We start from the raw sequence: 20,101 nt of genomic DNA, 5'->3' as shown, positions 1-20,101 counted from the left end.
CATTTCTATTAGAAATGAACTTTTAGAAGTTGATGGAGTGGTTGAAATGAACAAAATCGCCGATTTCTGTTGGGAAGGATTAACGTTAAAACATATTTCACATACAGGGATTATATTCTCCTACATTCTATTTTTTAGCGTTGCTTTCATGTTTGAATTATTTTTAATAGGATTGGTAGCGGGTTCTTTATTTTGGTTTAATGAATTTGGACATACACCTAACTTGCTATTTTACATATGCGTGATCACTCTATTGCTTATGATTGCTTTAACGATACCTTTACTAGTAGCAACCGTAAAAAAATTGAAGAATTTATAAAAGCCAAGAATCCATTAAAATAGGTTTCTTGGCTTTTTTCTTTAAGCATTTCCCATAGACTTTTTTAAAGAGATGAATATGCTTTCCACTCTTTAGTTTTCTTATCGAAAACGATTTTGATATCGCATTTTTGTTTTGCGATTCTTTCATATTCTTCGTACATGTCATCCATATTGTTAAAGTCACCAATCACCCAGATGGGGATTTCAATTCTCGCCCGAGATTGTTCGACATCTTTTAAGGAGAGTAAAATCCCTTCTTTCATCAGCGTCTTTAAATTTAATAACACATCTTTGTTTACAGAAGGATACGCTTTCTTTTTCCTTAAGCCAATAAGATTCTTCTCAGGCTTAAGATCACTAAGCTTATCCGCCAGTACATCACCTAACATTCGATAGAAGTCCATCGTATTTCGATAATATACCTTGTTCCACCATCCGTCGTCGTGAGCTAAGTAGACAAAACGATTTCGTAGATGGTTGTAAAAGGGCGTTTTTAAGTGATCCTTAATATGCCCTAAATATAGCAACTCTGCAAGCGTTTGTGGAGGCAATTCGTCAACTCCGTCTATTTCCTCAAAATCCACCCAGCAAAAGTCACCATAATTATAGACAGGCTCCTCAAAAAGCTTGTTTAACCGATCATTTGGTACATACTCTAACAATGTATGTATGTTAAAATCACCACCATCAAACTGGTGCTTCAAAAGAAGAATGTTGTTAAACAGGTCTGATAACGCGCTAGCAAACTCAGCAAACTCAATTCCGTACGATAGAACATATTGATCATTTTCATTGAAGTAAACATAAATAAGATCTCGAACACCATTATTATTCATTTTCAAGAGCAAAAACCTCCGAACATAAGACTTTTAGCTTTTTACCTTAGGCTGTTTTCGCATAGATTGTTGCTATTGGTATATGGTCTCCAACACGGATTCTATGCTGCCTCGTGGAATCTTTCTTCCAAAAAATAAAGAAAACAGCACCATAATCCGTTTAAAAGCAGTGTGAAGAGTACTTAAATAGCAACAAAGTTTACGAAAAGTACCTTACCTTAAGGCTATTTTCATATGATGTGGGTTTCGTACATGTCCTATCCCAATGGAAATAAGGATTAATGCTACTTTTAGCGCTGAAAAGAGCTTTCATACTTACTCAACTCATGGTAACGAGGTGGTTCTAACGCCCAAAAACATATGTCTTATTGTAACAAAAACATCAAAAAATATCTTAAAAATTGTTTCTTTGTAATAAAGAAATAATCATTCCGAAACATGTCTATTTTTAACCATTTCCATCCACCCGAATATTCTTTATAATAATCATGGTTTATTATGTACTGAACATTCCTATTTAACAAAGGAGGGTAAGAAATGATCAAAAATATGACGGAAGATCAAATCACCCTTTATATCATAAAATCTCTAAAGGAAAATCGGAAAAAAGAATTTGAAATCATCACGGATGAGCTACAACCATATGATATTGCTAAAATCTACGAAGAATTACCGGAAAAACATAAAAAACGTTTTTTACTGTTTTTAAATACCGATCTTCTTGCCGATCTCATTCAAGAGCTACAGAAGGAAGAACAAATAGATGTATTAAATAGATTAGGGATTGAAAAAACAGGGAAGGTCCTAGACCTTATGGATAATGATGATTTAGCATCATTGCTAGATGACCTTTCCCCAGAGAAGATAGCGAGCTTATTATCTGGGATGAAAAAAGAAGAGTCTAAAATCGTCCAAGATATTATGAACTACCCTCCTGAGACTGCCGGTAGGCTATTGACCAACCGATTCGTTTGGATAAGAGACAACTACACAGTCCGAGAAGCTGTAGACAAGCTCAAAACGTTTGCTGAGTTCGCAGAAACCATTAACTACTTATACGTAGTTGACCAACATCAAAAACTTGTCGGTGTTGTTTCATACCGGGACATCCTTATGGCTGATGCTCATGAGGTGATTCGGGATATTATGTACGAGCGGGTAATATCCGTGTTAGTAGACACAGACCAAGAAGAGGTCGCTCGTATTATTGAGCGTTATGACTTTCTCGCTGTCCCTGTAGTAGATGAAAAACACACACTGATTGGAATTATTACCGTCGATGATATTATTGACGTCGTCATCCAAGAAGCAAATGAAGATATTGAAAAATTATCCGCAACAGGGAAATCTATTGATTTTGAAACGAAATCCTTTGTCGCTGCCTACAGACGTCTCCCCTGGCTCATATTGCTGTTATTTATCGGGCTGGTATCAGGGAGTATTATTAGCACCTATGAGGAAACCCTAGAAAAAGTCGTTGCTCTGGCATTCTTCATGCCCATGATTGCTGGTATGACCGGAAACACCGGAACACAGTCGCTTGCCGTAGTTGTTAGAGGGCTTGTGTCCCATGATATCGATAAAAAGGTTGTTACAAAACTGGTCTTAAGGGAATTAAGTGTAGGAATTATTATTGGTTTAACGTGTGGAATATTAATTTCTATCATTGCTCTAGTATGGCAAGGTAGTTTTGTGTTAGGACTCGTTGTAGGTAGTTCGCTATTATTAACCCTTATTATTGGTACATTGGCTGGAACCGTCATTCCGTTAATTCTATACCGTTTTAATGTTGACCCTGCAATCGCATCGGGTCCACTCATTACAACTTTGAATGATATTTTCTCACTCGTAACCTATTTTGGGATCGCGACGATGTTTTTGAATAAATTGATGTAACGTAATCACGGAGGACTTTGGTCTTTCGTGATTTTTTTGTTTATTCTGCTTATGCACATGACTTGATTCCCATTCTGACAGTACTTTACTTGTTACTGCTTCCTCTGTTCGAACTTGGCTCGCCTTCGGACTGTACTTCGCCTTTTACATCATCCTTTGTCCGAACTTGGCTCAGCTTCGGACTGTACTTCACCTTTTACTGATTCCTCTGTCCGAACTTCCATAACAAATTTAACCTACTAAGAAACCATATGACCCTTCAATACGTCATAATACTGAGTCATCATTTTTTTTTAAAAAAATAAATTACTATGTTCGTGAGCAAGTTTACTTTAATATACTAATAGTGAGGAAAATTTTGGTTTAATAACATGAGACCTAATGAGTTTGCTAGATAATCAGTTTGAGAGTTGAAGGGCAGGTGGTGGAACTTGGAAAAACAAAAAAGACCAGTTGAAAAATTTGATTGGACCTTAAGCTTTATTTTGCTTTTGTTCTGTATCATTAGCTGTCTAGCAATTTATAGTGCCCAAACAACTGAGCAGTACAATGAAAATTATTTTCTTAGGCAAATCATTTACTATTTTATCGGTGCAGTCATCGTTGCTGTTGTCATGTACTTTGATAGTTACCAATATCGTAAGTTAAGCTGGTATTTATATGGTTTTGGTCTACTCCTTCTAGGGGCACTGATTGTTGCACCTGAATCAATAGCACCGATTCGAAATGGTGCGAAAAGCTGGTTTGTTTTACCAGGATTAGGATCTGTCCAGCCCTCAGAATTCATGAAAATTTTCTTAATTTTAGCATTAAGCAGCATTATTGCTTCTCATCATGAAAAATACATAACGAAAGAACTTAAAACAGACTTTGTCTTATTTATAAAACTAGGAATTACAACCCTTCCTCCTTTGGGACTCATTATTGTCCAAGATTTAGGTACAGCATTGGTCATTATGGCAATATTTTTCGGGCTCCTTTTGGTATCAGGAATATCGTGGAAAATTATCATTCCTATCCTCACAGCAGGGGCTGCACTCGCTGCAACCGTTATTTATATGGTTCTTTGGATTCCTGAGGTTTTGGAAAAATATTTAGGCATTGATACCTATCAGTTTAATCGGATTTATTCCTGGCTTGACCCGGAAAGCTTTCAAGGTGACTGGGGATACCACTTACACAAATCCCTTCAGGCTATCGGTTCAGGTCTATTGACGGGAAAAGGCTTTGGAGAGAGAGTGGTTTATATCCCTGAGAGCCATACCGATTTTATTTTTAGCGTAATAGGCGAGGAATACGGCTTTGCTGGTGCAAGTATCGTAATAGGTCTATTTTTCATCCTAATTTACCATCTTACAAAAACAGCTTTGGACACAAAGGATCCTTTCAATACATATATTTGTGCTGGGGTTATTTGTATGATCACATTCCATGTATTCCAAAATGTCGGGATGACGATTCAAGTTCTCCCCATCACCGGAATCCCTCTTCCGTTCATTAGCTACGGTGGGAGCTCGTTAATGGGAAATATGTTTGCGATGGGCCTCATCTTTAGCATACGCTATCACCACAAGACCTATATGTTTGGTTCAGATAATAATTAGGACTTGTAAAAAATGTTACCTTGTGTATAATAACGATTAATCATATATGGAAAATCAATGAAGAAGAGAGTAGTAAAAGGCAAGTTTCTGAAGCGAGACAGGGATGTGAAAATGATCATTTTTCACTTGGTGGAAGCCTGTTGAAATCCTTTTATGAAGCGCACTTCCGAGATGCAGGACTGAAGCTTATTAGGTCGTGCCGAGATTTAAGCGTCGTTATGCTTTCAAGGAGGTCCATACGGACAATCAGAGTGGTACCGCGGGCAATAGCTCGTCTCTATTTAATAATAGAGGCGGGCTTTTTTTATTCTCTAAACCACGCTAAAAAAGGACAAAGGAGAAACAATTATGATTAATTTTAAATCAACTTTCTCAGAGATATTATCAGAGCACTTACACACCCTTACCAGGGAACAAATTATGTCGATTATCGAGGTACCAAAAAATCAAACTCATGGAGACTTAGCATTTCCTTGTTTTACGCTTGCAAAGGAGCTGCGTAAATCCCCCACACTAATTGCACAAGAGTTATCAGAGAAAATCACAGGTGGATTAATCGAGAAAGCCGAAGCTGTAGGACCATATGTTAATGTTTTTTTCTCAAAAGCAGAGGCAAGCAAGGATATTCTAAATGCCGTAATTAAGAACCAAGATTCTTATGGAAATTCTACTAATGGCACTGGGAAAAACATTGTCCTTGACTTCTCTTCACCTAATATCGCTAAGCCCTTCTCCATGGGCCATCTGCGTTCGACCGTAATTGGGAATGCTTTAGCAAATATCGCAGAGAAATGTGGGTACAACACGATTAGAGTAAATCACCTAGGTGACTGGGGAACGCAATTCGGAAAGCTGATTACAGCGTATAAAAAGTGGGGAGACGCAGATAAGGTGGCCCAAAGCCCCATTGAAGAATTACTAAAATTATATGTTCATTTTCATGAAGAAGTAGAATCAGACCCTCAACTTGAAGTAGAGGCACGTCAATGGTTCAAAGCTCTTGAGGAAGGAAATGAAGAAGCGACAGAACTTTGGAAATGGTTTAGAGAAGAGTCCCTAAAAGAATTCCAGCGCATTTATGACCTTCTTGGAATAGAATTTAATTCCTTCAATGGAGAGGCTTTTTACAATGATAAAATGGAAAAAGTAATTGAGAAGTTGGAGGCTCATCACCTATTAGAGGAATCAGAAGGTGCCTATGTGGTGCGTCTAGATGAAAACAACCTGCCTCCATGTCTTATCAAGAAATCTGATGGTGCGTCTCTTTATGCCACTCGTGATCTTGCTGCTGCCTATTATCGCTACGAGAACTATCAATTTGATAAATCTCTATACATCGTCGGTCAAGAACAAGGCGTTCACTTTCAACAAGTAAAAGGCGTTCTAAAAAAATTAGGCTCTGATTGGTCAGATCAGATGATCCACGTCCCTTTTGGCTTGTATATGAAAAATGGGAAAAAGATGTCTACACGAAAAGGAAGAGTTATCCTTCTTGAAGATGTTCTAAAGGAAGCTATGGAGCTTGCTCAAAAGAATATTGAGGCAAAAAATCCAAACTTGGAGAATAAGGAAAGCATTGCACATGCAGTTGGCGTTGGAGCCATTATCTTTCATGATTTGAAGAATGATCGCACAAATAATATCGAGTTTTCATTAGAGGATATGCTTACGTTTGAAGGTGAAACAGGTCCATATCTTCAATATACAAACGCAAGAGCTCATTCTATTTTACGGAAAGCGGAAGGCAGTGTAGCTGATGATTTAAAGGATGGCTTGAGTGATCTATATAGCTGGGAAGTAGTAAAGCTCGTAAATGAATTTGAAGCGAAGATTTCAAAATCATTCGAGACCCTTTCCCCCTCTATATTAGCAAAATATTTAATCGACCTTGCTCAAACGTTTAATAAATATTATGGTCAAGTAAGAATTCTTGAACAAACGGATGATTTCCAAGCCAAAATTTCCTTACTAAAAGCTGTTACATTAGTTTTAACCGAGGGAATGAAGATGCTAGGAATGAAGGTTCCAGAACAAATGTAAGGCAAAAGAGCCTATCGTTCCATTCGATAGGCTCTTTCTATATTAACTAGCAGGATTCATACTCTTTCTTTGTACCCTAAACCTCATTAAAGATCTTGTGAAAAAGTAGATGACAAACACGGTTAAAAGAATTAATCCAATCAGGCTTAAATGCGCTAATTTTAAAATAACGCTACCCAAAGTCGCTATATATAGCATGCTGAGGAGTAGACTAATTTCTTTATTTTTGAAAAAGGTAGTGAACTTTGCACCGAACTGAGAACCAATAAGACCGCCGAGAATTAAAATAATGCCCACACTATAATCGATTGATATCGTAAATGCATACGATGTAAAGCCAACCGTAACAATCATTAGGACAGCGAATAGACTAGTGCCTACAGCTTTTTTAGGCAAAATCCCTAAAACCGATATACAAAGAGGAACCATGATAAAACCGCCACCCACTCCTAGAGTGGTTGAAATGAACCCTCCGAGAAAGCCGATCAATACCATCTTATACATGACACCATTCACTGAATTGCTTTTTCCAACACCTGTTAAAGAAGGCTTTTTCCCTTGAAGAAACATGGATATGGCGAAGTACGAAAGTAAAAAGATATAGAACAAAGGAATAACCACTTCATCAAAGCCATTTCGTTCCAAATATAACACAAAAGGTCGAGCAACTTGTGTTGCTACTACCCCACTTAAACCAAGAATCATCCCTGTTTTCCACTGAATATTTTTCAAGCGAATATGCGCAACCATCCCAGAAACCGATGTTCCAATGGTGAAAAATAAACTTGTTGTGATGGCTTCAATCGGTGAGTAGCCTAATAATAGTAAAATCGGTGTAAGAACAAACCCACCACCGACCCCAAAAAAACCGGACATAACACTAATAACCCCACCTAGAAGGAAATAAAGAAACAACAACAAAATAAAACACCTCATGACAAATCCTACAAATTTTTAAATTAAAATCCGACCAGAGGCTACTTTACCGTACTCCTACCATACCTATGAGTAGACTTTCTATTCTATACGGTTAGACAACCATCTATTTTATTTTAACACGATTGGATGATTTTAGTACTAGCAGTGAGGTTGATCAATTATTCTTACATGATTAATTCGTGCTAGCACTTTCCTTTCTAACATATGCACAGTAAAAATATTTTATTTATAATAATTATAATTTAATATTGATTTTAATATTAAATTTGTTATAATTATATTACCAAGTAATGAGGAGGAATAAAGATGAACTTACAATCTTCTTTAAATTTACAAATAGCGAATTGGAACGTTTTATACACAAAACTACATCGTTTTCACTGGTATGTAAAAGGACCTTTATTCTTTACACTTCATGAGAAATTTGAGGAATTATATAATGAGGCTGGTTTAGTTGTGGACGGGCTCGCTGAGCGTCTACTTGCAATTGGTGGAGAGCCCGTTGCAACCATGAAGGAATATTTAGAGACTGCTACATTAATTGAGACGAATAACGAAGCAACTGCTAGCGAAATGGTGGCTGCACTTGTAAATGACTATAAGCACATAAAAGAAGATCTCGTCCAATTAGCTGAACTAGCAGAAGGCCAAAATGATGTGATCACTAACGATTTAGCAGTAGGACTAATTGAAAAAATTGATACACATGTTTGGATGCTTACTGCCTACCTTGGAGAATAAAATTATCATATCGAATATTTATAAAAGAGTCCGTGATATAACGCACGGACTCTTTATGTTTGACTCGGCTTCAACATTCTAAAGTGATGATGTAGTATTTCAAGCTTGCAAGGTGTATTCAAATAGACCTCGCCATCCATATCCACATCAAGTTCATCTTCAGTCTCAATGTAAATCTCTTTCGCTCTAAATAGTTGGATATGTTGATCCTTATTCTTTTCCTCCAGTACACCGATTTCAAAAATATCTTTCAGTAATGTTACATTGGCTTCATTTACAACAACTATCTCAGCGTAACCGTCGTTAACAGAAATATCTATAAAAGGTAGAGGGTTGGTGCCGATATAGCTTCCATTTGTGACTAAAATCATGACTGCCTTGCCCTCTTCCATTTCATGATCTCGTTGCAATCTGTATTTGAACGGTTTTAAATCCTTCATTGTCCTAAGAGCACTAAGGAAATAACTTACTCTACCCAGAATCGCTTTTTCGGATTCTCTAATATGGTTTGAAGTTTCTGTAACCAGTCCAATACCCCAGAAATTAATAAAATAGTCCTCATTTACTTTAACTGCGTCAACGGAGACCATTTCTCCTTTCACTAGTTGTTCTACGGCTTCCTGAATGTCTTGGCTTATCTGCAAGCTTCTTGAAAAATCATTACAGGTACCGCCTGGGAGGATTGCCACAACTGGCCGTTTCTCCAATCTACTTAACCCATTTATACACTCGTGCACAGTGCCATCTCCACCAAGAATGATGACTAACTCTACTTGATCCCCATACTTCTCACAGATTTCTTTAGCATGCAAAGATCTCTTTGTTTTCATAATGATTAATTGATCAATATGGGACGCTAGCACTGGGACACACTTTTTTAAAGAATCATAAACATCTTTCTGGCCAGCTTTTCCGTTATATATAAGCATTGCCTTTTGAACATCCATCGCTTCATCCTCCCCTTTTACGCTTTTAAAACGTTACTTCATGTATTACCCAAAACGAGAGTAATTAAAAGTAGGTGAGGATTGAGTTATAGAAATATAAAGGAGTTTTATCCATACCTGTGGAATTTTACGATTAGAGTGGTTACCTATTATTAATACATTTTTTGGGAGGGTAACATGAATCAACCATTTACTGATGTCATTCAAACTGAAGAGGAATTGCGCACGTTACTTGGTTTTCCAAGTAAAACCGTACAAAATAAAACGATATCTTACCTTGATCATAATTGTATGGAGTTTATAAGCAAATCTCCTTTTTTAATGCTGTCTACAGCAGATGCGGAAGGGAATTGCGATACATCCCCACGTGGAGATGCTCCGGGGTTTGTCCACGTACTCGATCAAAAACATCTTGTCATACCTGAACGCCCCGGAAATCGAAGAATGGATTCGTTAAGGAATATCCTATCAAACAAAAGAGTCGGGCTCCTTTTTCTCATTCCAGGATTGGAAGAAACGTTAAGGATTAACGGTGAGGCATGGGTTGTTCGTGACGAAGAGATTTTGCACAAAATGCAGGCATTTGGAAAGGATCCTCTCCTTGGGATCGTTGTAAAAGTAGAGGAATGTTTCGTACATTGTGCTAAAGCATTTAAGAGATCTCACCTTTGGCAACCTGATTCTTGGCTATCAAAAGAAACTCTCCCTAACATGCCAAAAATGCTCGCAGAACATGTAAATCTACCCGACGTAGATGAAGAAAGCATGGTAGAACTTCTTGAAGAGAGCTATACGAAGAGGTTGTATTAGTGATGTTGATGTTTCAGGAGAGGCCATCTCTATTGTAAAGTTGCGTTTGATTCAGAACTGAAATAGCCTACCAAATTACAAAGTGTTTGGTAGGCTGTTTTTCGTTAATAATTCAATTATGGATTATTAAGAGGTTATTTGTGTCAAGGTGAATGTACTTCTGACAGACCGAACCTTTTTTCTCCCGCTCCTGTCAGAACTTGACTTTTCTTCTGACTCTGCCCAACCTTTTCCTCCCGCTCCTGTCAGAACTTGACTCTTCTTCTGACTCTATCCAACCTTTTTCTCCCGCTCCTGTCAGAACTTGACTCTTCTTCTGACTCTGACCAATCCTTTTCTCCCGCTCCTGTCAGAACTTTACTCTTCTTCTGACTCTACCCAACCTTTTTCTCCCGCTCCTGTCAGAACTTAGCTCTTCTTCTGACTCTACCCAACCTTTTTCTCCCGCTCCTGTCAGAACTTAGCCCTTCTTCTGACTCTACCCATCCCTTTTCTCCCGTTCCTGTCAGAACTTGACTCTTCTTCTGACTCTACCCAACCTTTTTCTCCCGCTCCTGTCAGAACTTTACTCTTCTTCTGACTCTGCCCAATCCTTTTTAAAGTTAGTCTTAAAAGTGGACACAGAAAAATGAGATTTAGTTTATAATACAATCATCATTTAAAAGGACGTGTTCATATGGCTAAACATTATCCCCAGGAGTATAAGGAGTATGTGGCAAAGTTAGTTGTTGAAGAGGGTAGAAAGGCTAGCGAAGTTGCTTACGAGCTTGAGATCTCTTCCAAATCTATCAGTCGGTGGGTGAGTGCCTATAGGAATAAAATAAATGCAGGGAAAACCAATGAGAATTACATGACTCCTACTGAGCTTGAAAAGTTAAAAAAACAATATGAAAAAGAAATGGAACAGTTGAGAGAAGAAAATGAAATCCTAAAAAAGGCCATGCACATCTTCACGAAAAACCAAGCATAATCTATTCGTTTATTGAGGCTCACACGGATGAACACGCTGTTGTGAAGATGTGCAAAGTACTTGGTGTGTCATCAAGTGGGTACTATAAGTGGATGAAGCTACAAACGCAACCACTATCGGAAAGAGAAGCCTATCGTATTGAACTTCAACAAAAGATTAGTAAATCATTTCATGAGAGCCTTGGTACCTACGGAAGTCCAAGAGTGCACGCAGATTTGGTGGAGTGGGGTTATTCAGTGTCTCAAAAAACAGTCGCTCGGATCATGAAAGAAATGGGATTAATGGCTACTCCAAAAGATAAATATGTCGTTACTACCGACTCTGAACATGACTTACATATCTACCCTAACCTCGTCAATCGCCAATTTAGTGTGGAAGAAGCAAACCAAGTATGGGTAACCGATATTACCTATATCTGGACGCTTGAGGGTTGGTTGTATTTAGCATCGGTTATGGATCTTTACTCCAGGAAAATTATAGGCTGGAGTGTTGAGCCGCATATGAAGAAAGAGTTGTGCCTACAAGCATTAAATATGGCTCTTATCATAAGGCAGCCTGGTGAAGGCGTTATTCACCATTCTGATCGGGGTTCTCAGTATTGTTCAATTGACTATATTGATAGATTAAACGAGTACAAAATGCAGATAAGTATGAGTAAAAAAGGAGATCCATACGATAATGCCTGTATCGAATCCTTTCACGCAACCATTAAAAAAGAGCTTATTTATCGAAGACGTTTTACAACAAGAGCTGAAGCAGTGAAGGCAATCAACAATTATATTAATGGTTTCTATAATGTAAAAAGAAGGCATTCAACATTAGGTTATTGTTCCCCTAGTCAATTTGAGCAAAAGGGACAATCCATTTTACGGCTACAGGCCTCATAAAATCTCATTTGGCCTTAAAAGAAATCAATCATGGTCTTGGATTGATTTCTTTTAAGGCCCGACCAAACGAAGTGCGGTAGTAATTCTGAATTTATTTATAGTCATTTTTTAGTGTCCACTTTCTTGACAGAAGACCATTTTCTCCCGCTCCTGTCAGAACTTGACTCTTCTTCTGACTCTATCCAACCTTTTTCTTCCGCTCCTGTCAGAACTTGACTCTTCTTCTGACTCTACCCATCCCTTTTCTCCCGCTCCTGTCAGAACTTGACTCTTCTTCTGACTCTACCCATCCCTTTTCTCCCGCTCCTGTCAGAACTCCTTAAACTGTCCTGTAAAATTTTTTCTATCTGCCTACTTATACAGTTTTAGCTTGTTTGATATAGTTAATTATAACGGAATGGAGGGTTATTTTTTATGCTAGAATCAAAACCTGTTAGATTTTTAGAAGGAAACAGAGTCTATCTAAGACCTTTAAGTCTTGATGATACAGAGCTTTATTTTGAGACACTCTATCATCCTCAAACCCGCATGCTAACGGGGACTCAAAAAGTATTCACAAAAGAACAAATACACCGTTATATTGAAGGGAAAGCTTCTGATTCTACTTCTGTCCTTCTCTTAATTGCTTTAAGAGAAACAGACGAGGTTATTGGGGATATAGCACTTCAAAGTATTGATGGGATGAACAGAAGCGCGAATATTCGTATTGCGATTAACCAAGATCAGCATCAAGGTAAAGGATACGGGCAAGAAGCTATGAAGCTTATGTTAGACTACGGGTTTGGTATTTTAAACTTACACCGAGTTGAATTGAACGTATTTGCTTTTAACGAACGAGCTGCAAGTGTCTATGAGAAATTGGGATTCAAACAAGAAGGCGTTCAGCGCGAGGCACTATATTATAATCATCAATATCATGATTCAATCCTAATGAGTATTCTCGAGGACGAGTACCGAAAGCTTCATATCAATAATTAAAATTAAGTAAAAAAGCCTTCGTTACTGCTACAAAGAAAGGTAACGAAGGCTTTTTCTACCTATGTCCCTGGAATCTTGCACCCATCGGGACCACAATCGTCCATATTCTGTTTTGCCTCTTGCTCTTTTTCCATTTTCAATTGTTCTTGCTGCCACTCAACATCAATCGTTGGTGAGAATTTTTCTGGGTGGCGAATATACCATCGTTGTTTTCGAATTAGGAAATTCTCCGGATCTAACGCTAATGCTTCATCTAATTCTTTTAATGCCTCTTCCTTACGGTTGGACTTCGTGTATTCTTGTGCCAATTTAAACTTCGTTTGCGACAGCTGGATTTCCATGCTGTTTTTATTTTGATGATTATAATAAGTATCTTTAAGCTCCACTGTTTCAGCTTCACCTTTAATAAGGCTCTCAATTGCCGATGTGTGTTCCTCTTTATCCACATGGAAGCCCTCTTTTACCAAGCGGATTGTTCCTTCCTCATCAATAAAAATTCCATTAGGAACAATCTTAAATCCAAAGTAGTTCGCTAATAAATTTTCTGAATCGATAACTGTCGTAAACTCCTGGCCTTCTGTATACTCTTTAACTACTTCGGCCCCTCTTAAATCTACAGCCACCGATAAAATTTCAAAGGAATTACCTTTATGTTTTTGATAAAATTCGTGCCAAACTGGCAACTGTTTTCTACATCTTCACCAGGAAGCCCACATAAAGATTAGCGTTTTTTTTCCTACAAAATCCTTTAACGATACTTCGTTGCCTTCAATATCTTCAAATTTAAAATTTGGAATTGTTTCTAATAGCAAGTTAAAAACCTCCTTTCTAAAAAGGTATTACATAAAGATTGAAAATTCAATCAAAACACCCTACTTTTAGGCTAATACCTTAATTTGGTTAATTACTATTGCATAAAGTTGGAAAATCATATATAGTACATTACAACAGTAATGCACTATATCAGAAGAAGGGGAGGCATGCTATTTGATTCTTAATCCAGATAGTTCAAAGCCCATATACGTACAAATTGCAGAGTGGCTTGAAACGCAAATATTAAACGAAAGTATCAAATCTAATGAAAAAATGTACTCCCAGTACCAGTTAGCAGAGATGTTTAACATTAATCCAGCTACCGCAGCCAAAGGATTAAATATTTTAGCCGATGAAGATATTCTATATAAAAAACGGGGACTCGGTATGTTTGTATCCGAGAATGCTCAGGCGACCATTGTGACGAAGCGCAAAAATAACACATTAGTAAAACTAGTAAGTGAACTGGTTTTGGAAGCAAAGAACTTGAATGTAAGTGAAGATGAGTTAATATCCATGATTAAATCCGCTAAGGAAAGGGATGATGACGAGTGAGTGTAGTAGCGTGTAATAACTTAACAAAGGTATATGGAAGGACAAAAGCGCTTAATCAGCTATCTTTTACGATTCATGAAAATAAAATAACGGGATTAATAGGTCGTAATGGTGCTGGAAAAACAACACTTTTGAAGATCATGGCTGGATTCCTACGTGAAACTTCTGGTGATATAAAGGTATTCTCAGAAAAACCTTTTAATAATCTTAAGGTTTCAGGCAATTTAATCTACACAGATGATTACATGAACTTTCCCACCTCGTTAACATTAATGGATCTATTAAAAACAGCCAGCAGCTTCTACCCAAATTGGGATGATGAGCTTGCTGTGAGGTTATTCTCATATTTCTCATTTCAATCAACACAAAGGTATACAGATCTATCCAAAGGAATGAAAAGCACCTTTAATATGATTATCGGATTATCAGCGAGATGTCCTTTAACGATATTTGATGAACCAACAACTGGCATGGATGCAGCTGTAAGAAAAGATTTTTACCGAGCATTACTAAAAGATTATATTGATTTTCCACGAACAATTATTTTATCTAGCCATCACCTGAACGAAATGGAAGATTTGTTAGAAGATATTTTACTCATCAAAGAAGGCGAACTTTGCCTCCACTCATCTGTTGAAGACATGAAGGAATACGCAATCGGACTTAGCGGAAAATCCAATCTTGTGCATCAATGGACGAAGGACAGAGACATCATTCATTACAAAAATATAGATCCTGATTATGTTTATATAGTTGTGAAGAACGATTATACAGAATCCACGCTTCATCAAATAGAGCATGATGGTGTTGAACTGAACCCTGTATCAGCAAATGATCTATGTATTTATTTAACAAGCAGCACGAAAGGAGGGATTGATGATGTCTTTAGTAGAGGTTAACACCTTAGATATTGTAAAAAAACAGTATAGCTATAAGCTTAAAGCATATATAGGTGTCTTCAGTTCCTTATTTCTAGCCCACGTAATTGCCATCCTTTTTTCCTTTTTTGGTGGTGTTGGAATGACTGGAACAGGAAACGAAAGTATATCTCTGACAGTAAAGCTGTTCTCAGGTGACTTAATTATTGGTTTTACGATGATATGGGGATTTATTATATCCTTATTGATCACAACCAAGGCATATAGATATGATGATTTTGCTTTTGTAACAAATAGGCTAAGCAGCAATCTATCTAATATCGGCTTTCTAATGACTACAAGTATTGTAGGTGGTGTGACCGCACTCCTTTCTAGTATTCTGTTAAAGGTTATGCTGTTTTTTATATATGGAACAGACTATTTGATGTCAAGCTTCCAAAAACCAGGAGACCTCTTAATAGGGATATGGGCAGCCATCTTGTATATTTTACTTTTTAGTTCGATTGGGTACTTTGTGGGAGTTCTTGTACAGATAAATAAACTATTTATGATTTTTCTACCCACCTTATTCTTCGGATCGCTTTTTGTAGGATTACGGAACTTAAATGAACCATCCCTTTTCGTAAAAATATCAACCTTTTTTGTAGGGGAGACTTCACTATTATTATTTTCGGTGAAAATTTTTGTAACCGTCACTGTCCTATTCTTAGCTGCTACCTCTTTATCAAATCGATTGGAGGTTAGAATATGAGTTTAATAATACTAGGAATTTTTGCTCTCTCAATAATTGGTATCATTGCTTTACTAAGGAATAAAGGGATAACAAGATGGTTCTTTGAAAGAAAATTACTTGTATGGGGTTTAATTGGCTATGGAGCCGTACTTCTCTTTTCTTTTGTTATCTTTTATGCATATGTAAATCCGACCTTAAACGAACACTCAGAAGAAGAATATAAAACAAAGAAAGACATCCTAAAGGCTCAAAAGGCAGCTAATACTTTATATAGTTTCGCTTATGAAGGTAATATAGATAAATTAGCAGAAGGGCTATATTTAGAAACTGAATGGAGCTTTTCTTATAACGGGGATCAACTAAAGGTTCATACACCTAATACACATAATGTTTCGATGATTATAACAGAAAGAAAAGAAACGAATGACGGGAAAATCGAAGTGGTTAATTATAAATCTCGAACCATTATTGGGGATGTTGATTTTACTGAAAAAACAAAGGTTCCCACAGTGGAGTTACATGAAAATATTCTACAAGTCATTCCTCCAGAGTTTGTTGAACTGAATCTAGGAAAGTTTACGAATGAATTTACCACTAAGCAATTTACAGGGGAAAATTTTTATGATGTAGCTCGTGTACTAGGTAGAGATATACTGTATATTCGCGTTCCTAAGGATATCCAACTTTCAGGGGACATTACTGAAATGATTGGGGAAAATTAAAACTTCTTATATAAGACTTTATGGGAGAGCTAAAAGAAGCTCTCTTTTTAATTAGGAATCATAAAATGATTAAAGTAGATATACGGTAGGAAAATTAAGGATAACTATAGAATATTAATTGTATTGGCTATTACTGACATGTTACAAGTATTTTGATAATAGCTTAGAACAAAAGCTTATTGGGAGTGAAAAAATGAAATTATTGAAAGCATCGGCTCTTGTGGTTTCGCTCATCCTATTACTTACCTCATGTTCACAGGCCGAGCAAGAAGAAGCAAAACCTGCGGAGACAGAGATTACAATTAAACCTTATACGCTCAGTGAAAAAGAAAAGGTGTTAATCTCCAAAACAAATGTTCAATTTATTGAATACTTTGTAATGGATGGAACCTTAAAAGAAAATGATGACCTTATTTACGAACTTGAAATTTATGAAAATGGGGAACTTCTCGAGGAAGGGTTAGGTTCACATGGTGAGGTGAAATCTCATTTTGATGATGAGATTATATCTTTCGGAATACAAGATAGTGGTACGGAAAACAAAGTTTCAACACTTCTTGTTGGAATGCCTGGCGGTATAGCTTCAACTGCAAGAGAACATGAGATGACACTTACAGGTCTATCAAAGCTAATCAATGATAAAATAACATTAGAAAAAGATAAACCAGTCTACCTAGCTGCATGGACTGGAACAACTCAAAACTCACTAAGAACCATTGGATCCGAGAATGGAGAACTACCTGAAGGAATTAAAGAAGCTGAATTAGCTTTTGTATATAAGATCATGTTGATCGACGAAAAGAAATAACTCTAATCGAGTACTTGTTGTTAAACAAGTGCTTTTTTGTTGGTCTCCTAAATAGACCTATTTATATTTCATACACATATACTGTATACTAATTTAGAAATAAACATGAAGGAGTGATCTCTTTGGCTAAAACAAAGGCAAAGAAACTACGTGAAAAGCTAGCACGTGAAGGGAAAAGAAATCCTGACCAGAACAGAAGTCCATTCGCATTTGCAGATATGAGTACAAGAAAGACGAAGACAAAAAAGGATCATTTATACCGAACAAAACACAAGAACCACCTTAACCGAGAAGGAAAAGATGGTTCTTTTTATTTTGCGAATTTAGCTTTTAACTTACTTTCTTAACTTCAATATATGAAATATGGTGTCCATCTACTTCTTTAACTAAGAACGAAAAGCCTTCTTCGAGGATTTCATCCCCTGGCTTTACATCAAATTTCTGTGATAAGAACCACCCTGCAAAGGTATCAACATCCTCTTCAGACAATTCCGTTCCAAGAAGATCATTCACATCTTCAATGAGTACTTTCCCACTCATGATATAGTGATCCTCAGATAGTTTACGAATTTCATTCACTTCGTCTGTATCAAATTCGTCTCTAATTTCTCCAACAATTTCTTCAAGAATATCTTCAACTGTTACAAGACCTGCTGTTCCGCCATACTCATCTATTAGGATAGCCATGTGAGAACGTTCCTTTTGCATTTTTAGCAGTAAGTCATGAATAGGAATTGTTTCAATTACCCTAATTACCGGTCTAATAAAAGGTGCAAGTGGATCCTCAGCACTTAATATATTTTTATTGTTAATGGACGCTGTTAATATTTCTTTAATATTAACTACACCTTCTATATTATCTTTATCTCCGTTAACCACTGGGTAACGAGTGTATTTCTCTTCTTTAATTATTTCAAAAATTTCATCTATTGAATTGTCAACTGAAAAGCTGACAATTTCAGTACGAGGGACCATAATTTCCTTCGCAATTCGGTTGTCAAACTCAAAAATATTATTCACATATGTTAGCTCAGACTGATTAATTTCTCCACTCTCATAGCTCTCAGAAAGAATTAGTCGTAGCTCTTCTTCAGAATGGGAATTTTCATGCTCTGATGCTGGTCTTAGTCCAAAAAAACCTACTAATATACGTGCAGATCCATTAAGTAACCAAATAAAAGGATACATCAATCGATAAAACCAAATAATTGGCTTAGAAAATAGCAATGTTACTTCTTCTGCTTTTTGAATAGCAACCGTTTTAGGAGCAAGTTCTCCTACTACAACGTGCAAAAAGGTAATCGCTGCAAATGCAATTCCAAATGAAAAAACATGTGTTAGAGATTCGCTTAATTCAAAGTGCTCGAATACTGGATGCAAAAGTCTCTCAACAGTGGGTTCACCTAACCACCCTAGACCTAACGCTGTAATCGTAATCCCCAATTGGCAAGCGGATAAATACTCATCCAAATGGGTCGTTACATGTTTAGCCGCTTTTGCTCCTCTTCTATCTTCTTCAAGCAGTTGATCGATCCTCGAGTTCCTAACTTTTACGATAGCAAACTCAGTTGCTACGAAAAATGCTGTTAATCCAATTAAAATTGCAACAAGTACCAAGTTTAATATGTCCAATAAGTAGCCTTACAGAGTAAGGCATACACCTCCTATATTAATAAAACAGAATATTTTCTTGCCGTGGCTCTAATAAGAATGAAAACTTACATCCTGGTCTAACCTATAAGTCTTCCCTATTATCATATATATCTATGTGGTCATCGTTATATTTATTAAGTACATCCATAATTAGGACATCTACATTTTAATGATAAAAATTGATTCGTTTAACCGCGTCATTCTTATAGTAGTGGTAGTTTGAAGCAGATTTGTTAGCCATAAACCAACAAAATCATATTGTTTTGTTACGTTAGCTAACTTAACTTTTTCTCTAGTTTTTAATTTTGTGTTCCCAAAGAAACTACCTCCTAACTATAACGTGACGGTTCTAATATACCATATCTATAAGTGTATGAGAATATATAGCTATCAAGCTAAAAAGTAATGAATTACTGGGTTTTATTCGCAAAATCTTCCTTATAAAAGTTAAGAATAGCTATCTACTGTATAAATAATTAGAAGTTAAATTTCATGATTATAACTAACCTCTTGTTGTTATACCCTTCACATAAATAATTATAGCAATATAATTATTACGAATGAAAACGTTTACTTTTTAGAAAATTAAAACAACAAAACACCATATATAATAACAGAATAAGAAGGTTCATATATTGTTCAATATTTCACAAACTATTATTCTATATGTATGGTATTCTTAAATCATCAAGACAACATAGAAACTTTAGGGGTGATTAAGATGATGCTTTGTGAATGGAGAAGTTTTTCTACCGATACGGAAATCTTTACACAAGAAGCCTTTGAAGACCTAATTGGTGATGAGTTTGAATCAATGATGTTTAAAGATGATGAAACCATTCCAAGCTTTATATGGACAGTTAATTTTGTGATTATTGTTAAACGTTGCTCAAAAATGTACACAGATATATCCTTTGAAAAGATCCCTAGAAACCCTGTTTGCGAGTAAAATTTTTTAAATTATCTTGTG

Annotated in this window: 20 protein-coding genes, 1 pseudogene and 1 other annotated feature; of the genes and pseudogenes, 15 read left to right on the top strand and 6 right to left on the bottom strand. The window is 36.5% G+C overall.

What is annotated here, in order from left to right; all coding sequences use genetic code 11:
• Positions 1–46 precede the first annotated feature (46 nt).
• Positions 47–319: a hypothetical protein gene (locus tag ACFYKX_RS20420; protein ID WP_389363118.1), complete on the top strand. Its 273-nt coding sequence runs from the start codon at positions 47–49 to the stop codon at positions 317–319.
• 64 nt (positions 320–383) lie between these two features.
• Here ACFYKX_RS20420 and ACFYKX_RS20415 read toward each other — a convergent pair whose 3' ends face one another.
• Positions 384–1,157, bottom strand: coding sequence for a hypothetical protein (locus ACFYKX_RS20415; RefSeq protein ID WP_389363225.1), 774 nt, complete (start codon positions 1,155–1,157; stop codon positions 384–386).
• Between the two features lie 537 nt (positions 1,158–1,694).
• Here ACFYKX_RS20415 and mgtE point away from each other — a divergent pair.
• The 3 genes from mgtE to argS all read left to right on the top strand — a co-directional run bounded on the left by mgtE (position 1,695) and on the right by argS (position 6,697).
• The gene (mgtE, locus tag ACFYKX_RS20410) at positions 1,695–3,053 is read left to right on the top strand and encodes a magnesium transporter (RefSeq protein WP_389363116.1); all 1,359 of its coding nucleotides are present in this window, start codon (positions 1,695–1,697) and stop codon (positions 3,051–3,053) included.
• 431 nt (positions 3,054–3,484) lie between these two features.
• Complete coding sequence (locus ACFYKX_RS20405) at positions 3,485–4,657, top strand: FtsW/RodA/SpoVE family cell cycle protein (RefSeq protein WP_389363114.1); 1,173 nt, start codon at positions 3,485–3,487, stop codon at positions 4,655–4,657.
• Positions 4,658–4,705: 48 nt separating this feature from the next.
• Positions 4,706–4,939, top strand: a binding site (T-box leader).
• A gap of 69 nt (positions 4,940–5,008) precedes the next feature.
• Positions 5,009–6,697 (top strand): arginine--tRNA ligase, encoded by a 1,689-nt coding sequence (gene argS / locus ACFYKX_RS20400; RefSeq protein WP_389363223.1) that lies wholly within the window; start codon positions 5,009–5,011, stop codon positions 6,695–6,697.
• 42 nt (positions 6,698–6,739) lie between these two features.
• On the opposite strand, the gene ACFYKX_RS20395 is transcribed toward argS, so the two are convergent.
• Positions 6,740–7,633 carry a sulfite exporter TauE/SafE family protein gene (locus tag ACFYKX_RS20395; RefSeq protein ID WP_389363112.1) on the bottom strand — a complete coding sequence of 298 codons (894 nt, stop codon included), beginning with the start codon at positions 7,631–7,633 and terminating at the stop codon, positions 6,740–6,742.
• 309 nt (positions 7,634–7,942) lie between these two features.
• Here ACFYKX_RS20395 and ACFYKX_RS20390 point away from each other — a divergent pair, with 309 nt between their 5' ends.
• Entirely contained in the window at positions 7,943–8,377 is a 435-nt protein-coding gene (locus tag ACFYKX_RS20390) for a Dps family protein (protein ID WP_389363110.1), read from the top strand.
• 53 nt (positions 8,378–8,430) lie between these two features.
• Here the strand turns inward: ACFYKX_RS20390 and ACFYKX_RS20385 are convergent, their stop codons facing one another.
• Positions 8,431–9,324 (bottom strand): YegS/Rv2252/BmrU family lipid kinase, encoded by an 894-nt coding sequence (locus ACFYKX_RS20385; protein ID WP_389363109.1) that lies wholly within the window; start codon positions 9,322–9,324, stop codon positions 8,431–8,433.
• A 177-nt stretch (positions 9,325–9,501) separates the two neighbouring features.
• Here ACFYKX_RS20385 and ACFYKX_RS20380 point away from each other — a divergent pair, with 177 nt between their 5' ends.
• From ACFYKX_RS20380 to ACFYKX_RS20365, 3 genes and pseudogenes are all read left to right on the top strand, one after another.
• Positions 9,502–10,134, top strand: a complete 633-nt coding sequence (locus tag ACFYKX_RS20380; RefSeq protein ID WP_389363107.1) for a pyridoxamine 5'-phosphate oxidase family protein — start codon at positions 9,502–9,504, stop codon at positions 10,132–10,134.
• Between the two features lie 676 nt (positions 10,135–10,810).
• Positions 10,811–11,991 (top strand): annotated as a pseudogene (locus tag ACFYKX_RS20370) (IS3 family transposase).
• 414 nt (positions 11,992–12,405) lie between these two features.
• Positions 12,406–12,969, top strand: a complete 564-nt coding sequence (locus tag ACFYKX_RS20365; protein ID WP_389363103.1) for a GNAT family N-acetyltransferase — start codon at positions 12,406–12,408, stop codon at positions 12,967–12,969.
• Between the two features lie 59 nt (positions 12,970–13,028).
• On the opposite strand, the gene ACFYKX_RS20360 is transcribed toward ACFYKX_RS20365, so the two are convergent.
• Positions 13,029–13,652 (bottom strand): thioredoxin family protein, encoded by a 624-nt coding sequence (locus ACFYKX_RS20360; RefSeq protein WP_389363101.1) that lies wholly within the window; start codon positions 13,650–13,652, stop codon positions 13,029–13,031.
• Between the two features lie 15 nt (positions 13,653–13,667).
• Positions 13,668–13,781 carry a TlpA family protein disulfide reductase gene (locus ACFYKX_RS20355; RefSeq protein WP_389363099.1) on the bottom strand — a complete coding sequence of 38 codons (114 nt, stop codon included), beginning with the start codon at positions 13,779–13,781 and terminating at the stop codon, positions 13,668–13,670.
• 175 nt (positions 13,782–13,956) lie between these two features.
• On the opposite strand from ACFYKX_RS20355, the gene ACFYKX_RS20350 reads away from it, so the two are divergent.
• From ACFYKX_RS20350 to ACFYKX_RS20325, 6 genes are all read left to right on the top strand, one after another.
• Complete coding sequence (locus ACFYKX_RS20350; protein ID WP_389363097.1) at positions 13,957–14,337, top strand: GntR family transcriptional regulator; 381 nt, start codon at positions 13,957–13,959, stop codon at positions 14,335–14,337.
• The gene (locus ACFYKX_RS20345; protein WP_389363095.1) at positions 14,334–15,236 is read left to right on the top strand and encodes an ABC transporter ATP-binding protein; all 903 of its coding nucleotides are present in this window, start codon (positions 14,334–14,336) and stop codon (positions 15,234–15,236) included. The genes ACFYKX_RS20350 and ACFYKX_RS20345 overlap by 4 nt, the downstream gene beginning before the upstream one ends.
• The gene (locus ACFYKX_RS20340; RefSeq protein WP_389363093.1) at positions 15,214–15,966 is read left to right on the top strand and encodes a hypothetical protein; all 753 of its coding nucleotides are present in this window, start codon (positions 15,214–15,216) and stop codon (positions 15,964–15,966) included. The genes ACFYKX_RS20345 and ACFYKX_RS20340 overlap by 23 nt, the downstream gene beginning before the upstream one ends.
• A complete protein-coding gene (locus ACFYKX_RS20335) occupies positions 15,963–16,670 on the top strand; it encodes a hypothetical protein (RefSeq protein WP_389363091.1) in 708 nt (235 codons plus the stop codon). Before ACFYKX_RS20340 ends, ACFYKX_RS20335 begins: the two co-directional genes overlap by 4 nt.
• Positions 16,671–16,863: 193 nt before the next feature.
• Positions 16,864–17,478: a hypothetical protein gene (locus ACFYKX_RS20330; protein ID WP_389363089.1), complete on the top strand. Its 615-nt coding sequence runs from the start codon at positions 16,864–16,866 to the stop codon at positions 17,476–17,478.
• Between the two features lie 122 nt (positions 17,479–17,600).
• The gene (locus ACFYKX_RS20325; RefSeq protein WP_389363087.1) at positions 17,601–17,825 is read left to right on the top strand and encodes a hypothetical protein; all 225 of its coding nucleotides are present in this window, start codon (positions 17,601–17,603) and stop codon (positions 17,823–17,825) included.
• Here the strand turns inward: ACFYKX_RS20325 and ACFYKX_RS20320 are convergent.
• Positions 17,809–19,110, bottom strand: coding sequence for a hemolysin family protein (locus ACFYKX_RS20320; RefSeq protein ID WP_389363085.1), 1,302 nt, complete (start codon positions 19,108–19,110; stop codon positions 17,809–17,811). The genes ACFYKX_RS20325 and ACFYKX_RS20320 overlap by 17 nt on opposite strands.
• A gap of 742 nt (positions 19,111–19,852) precedes the next feature.
• Here ACFYKX_RS20320 and ACFYKX_RS20315 point away from each other — a divergent pair.
• Positions 19,853–20,080 (top strand): hypothetical protein, encoded by a 228-nt coding sequence (locus tag ACFYKX_RS20315; RefSeq protein ID WP_389363083.1) that lies wholly within the window; start codon positions 19,853–19,855, stop codon positions 20,078–20,080.
• Positions 20,081–20,101: the final 21 nt, after the last annotated feature.

Source organism: Cytobacillus spartinae, assembly GCF_042865285.1.
Taxonomy (GTDB): Bacteria; Bacillota; Bacilli; order Bacillales; family Cytobacillaceae; genus Robertmurraya_A; species Robertmurraya_A spartinae.
This window is presented reverse-complemented; position numbering and strand designations above follow the sequence as displayed.

Bases quoted from the DNA above. Each gene is read 5' to 3' on its own strand.
- ACFYKX_RS20390 (WP_389363110.1), top strand. From the start codon at position 7,943: ATGAACTTACAATCTTCTTTAAATTTACAAATAGCGAATTGGAACGTT.
- ACFYKX_RS20315 (WP_389363083.1), top strand. From the start codon at position 19,853: ATGATGCTTTGTGAATGGAGAAGTTTTTCTACCGATACGGAAATCTTT.
- ACFYKX_RS20415 (WP_389363225.1), bottom strand. From the start codon at position 1,157: ATGAATAATAATGGTGTTCGAGATCTTATTTATGTTTACTTCAATGAA.
- ACFYKX_RS20330 (WP_389363089.1), top strand. From the start codon at position 16,864: ATGAAATTATTGAAAGCATCGGCTCTTGTGGTTTCGCTCATCCTATTA.
- ACFYKX_RS20335 (WP_389363091.1), top strand. From the start codon at position 15,963: ATGAGTTTAATAATACTAGGAATTTTTGCTCTCTCAATAATTGGTATC.
- ACFYKX_RS20380 (WP_389363107.1), top strand. From the start codon at position 9,502: ATGAATCAACCATTTACTGATGTCATTCAAACTGAAGAGGAATTGCGC.
- ACFYKX_RS20395 (WP_389363112.1), bottom strand. From the start codon at position 7,633: ATGAGGTGTTTTATTTTGTTGTTGTTTCTTTATTTCCTTCTAGGTGGG.
- ACFYKX_RS20420 (WP_389363118.1), top strand. From the start codon at position 47: ATGAACAAAATCGCCGATTTCTGTTGGGAAGGATTAACGTTAAAACAT.
- ACFYKX_RS20365 (WP_389363103.1), top strand. From the start codon at position 12,406: ATGCTAGAATCAAAACCTGTTAGATTTTTAGAAGGAAACAGAGTCTAT.
- ACFYKX_RS20340 (WP_389363093.1), top strand. From the start codon at position 15,214: ATGATGTCTTTAGTAGAGGTTAACACCTTAGATATTGTAAAAAAACAG.
- mgtE (WP_389363116.1), top strand. From the start codon at position 1,695: ATGATCAAAAATATGACGGAAGATCAAATCACCCTTTATATCATAAAA.
- ACFYKX_RS20385 (WP_389363109.1), bottom strand. From the start codon at position 9,324: ATGGATGTTCAAAAGGCAATGCTTATATATAACGGAAAAGCTGGCCAG.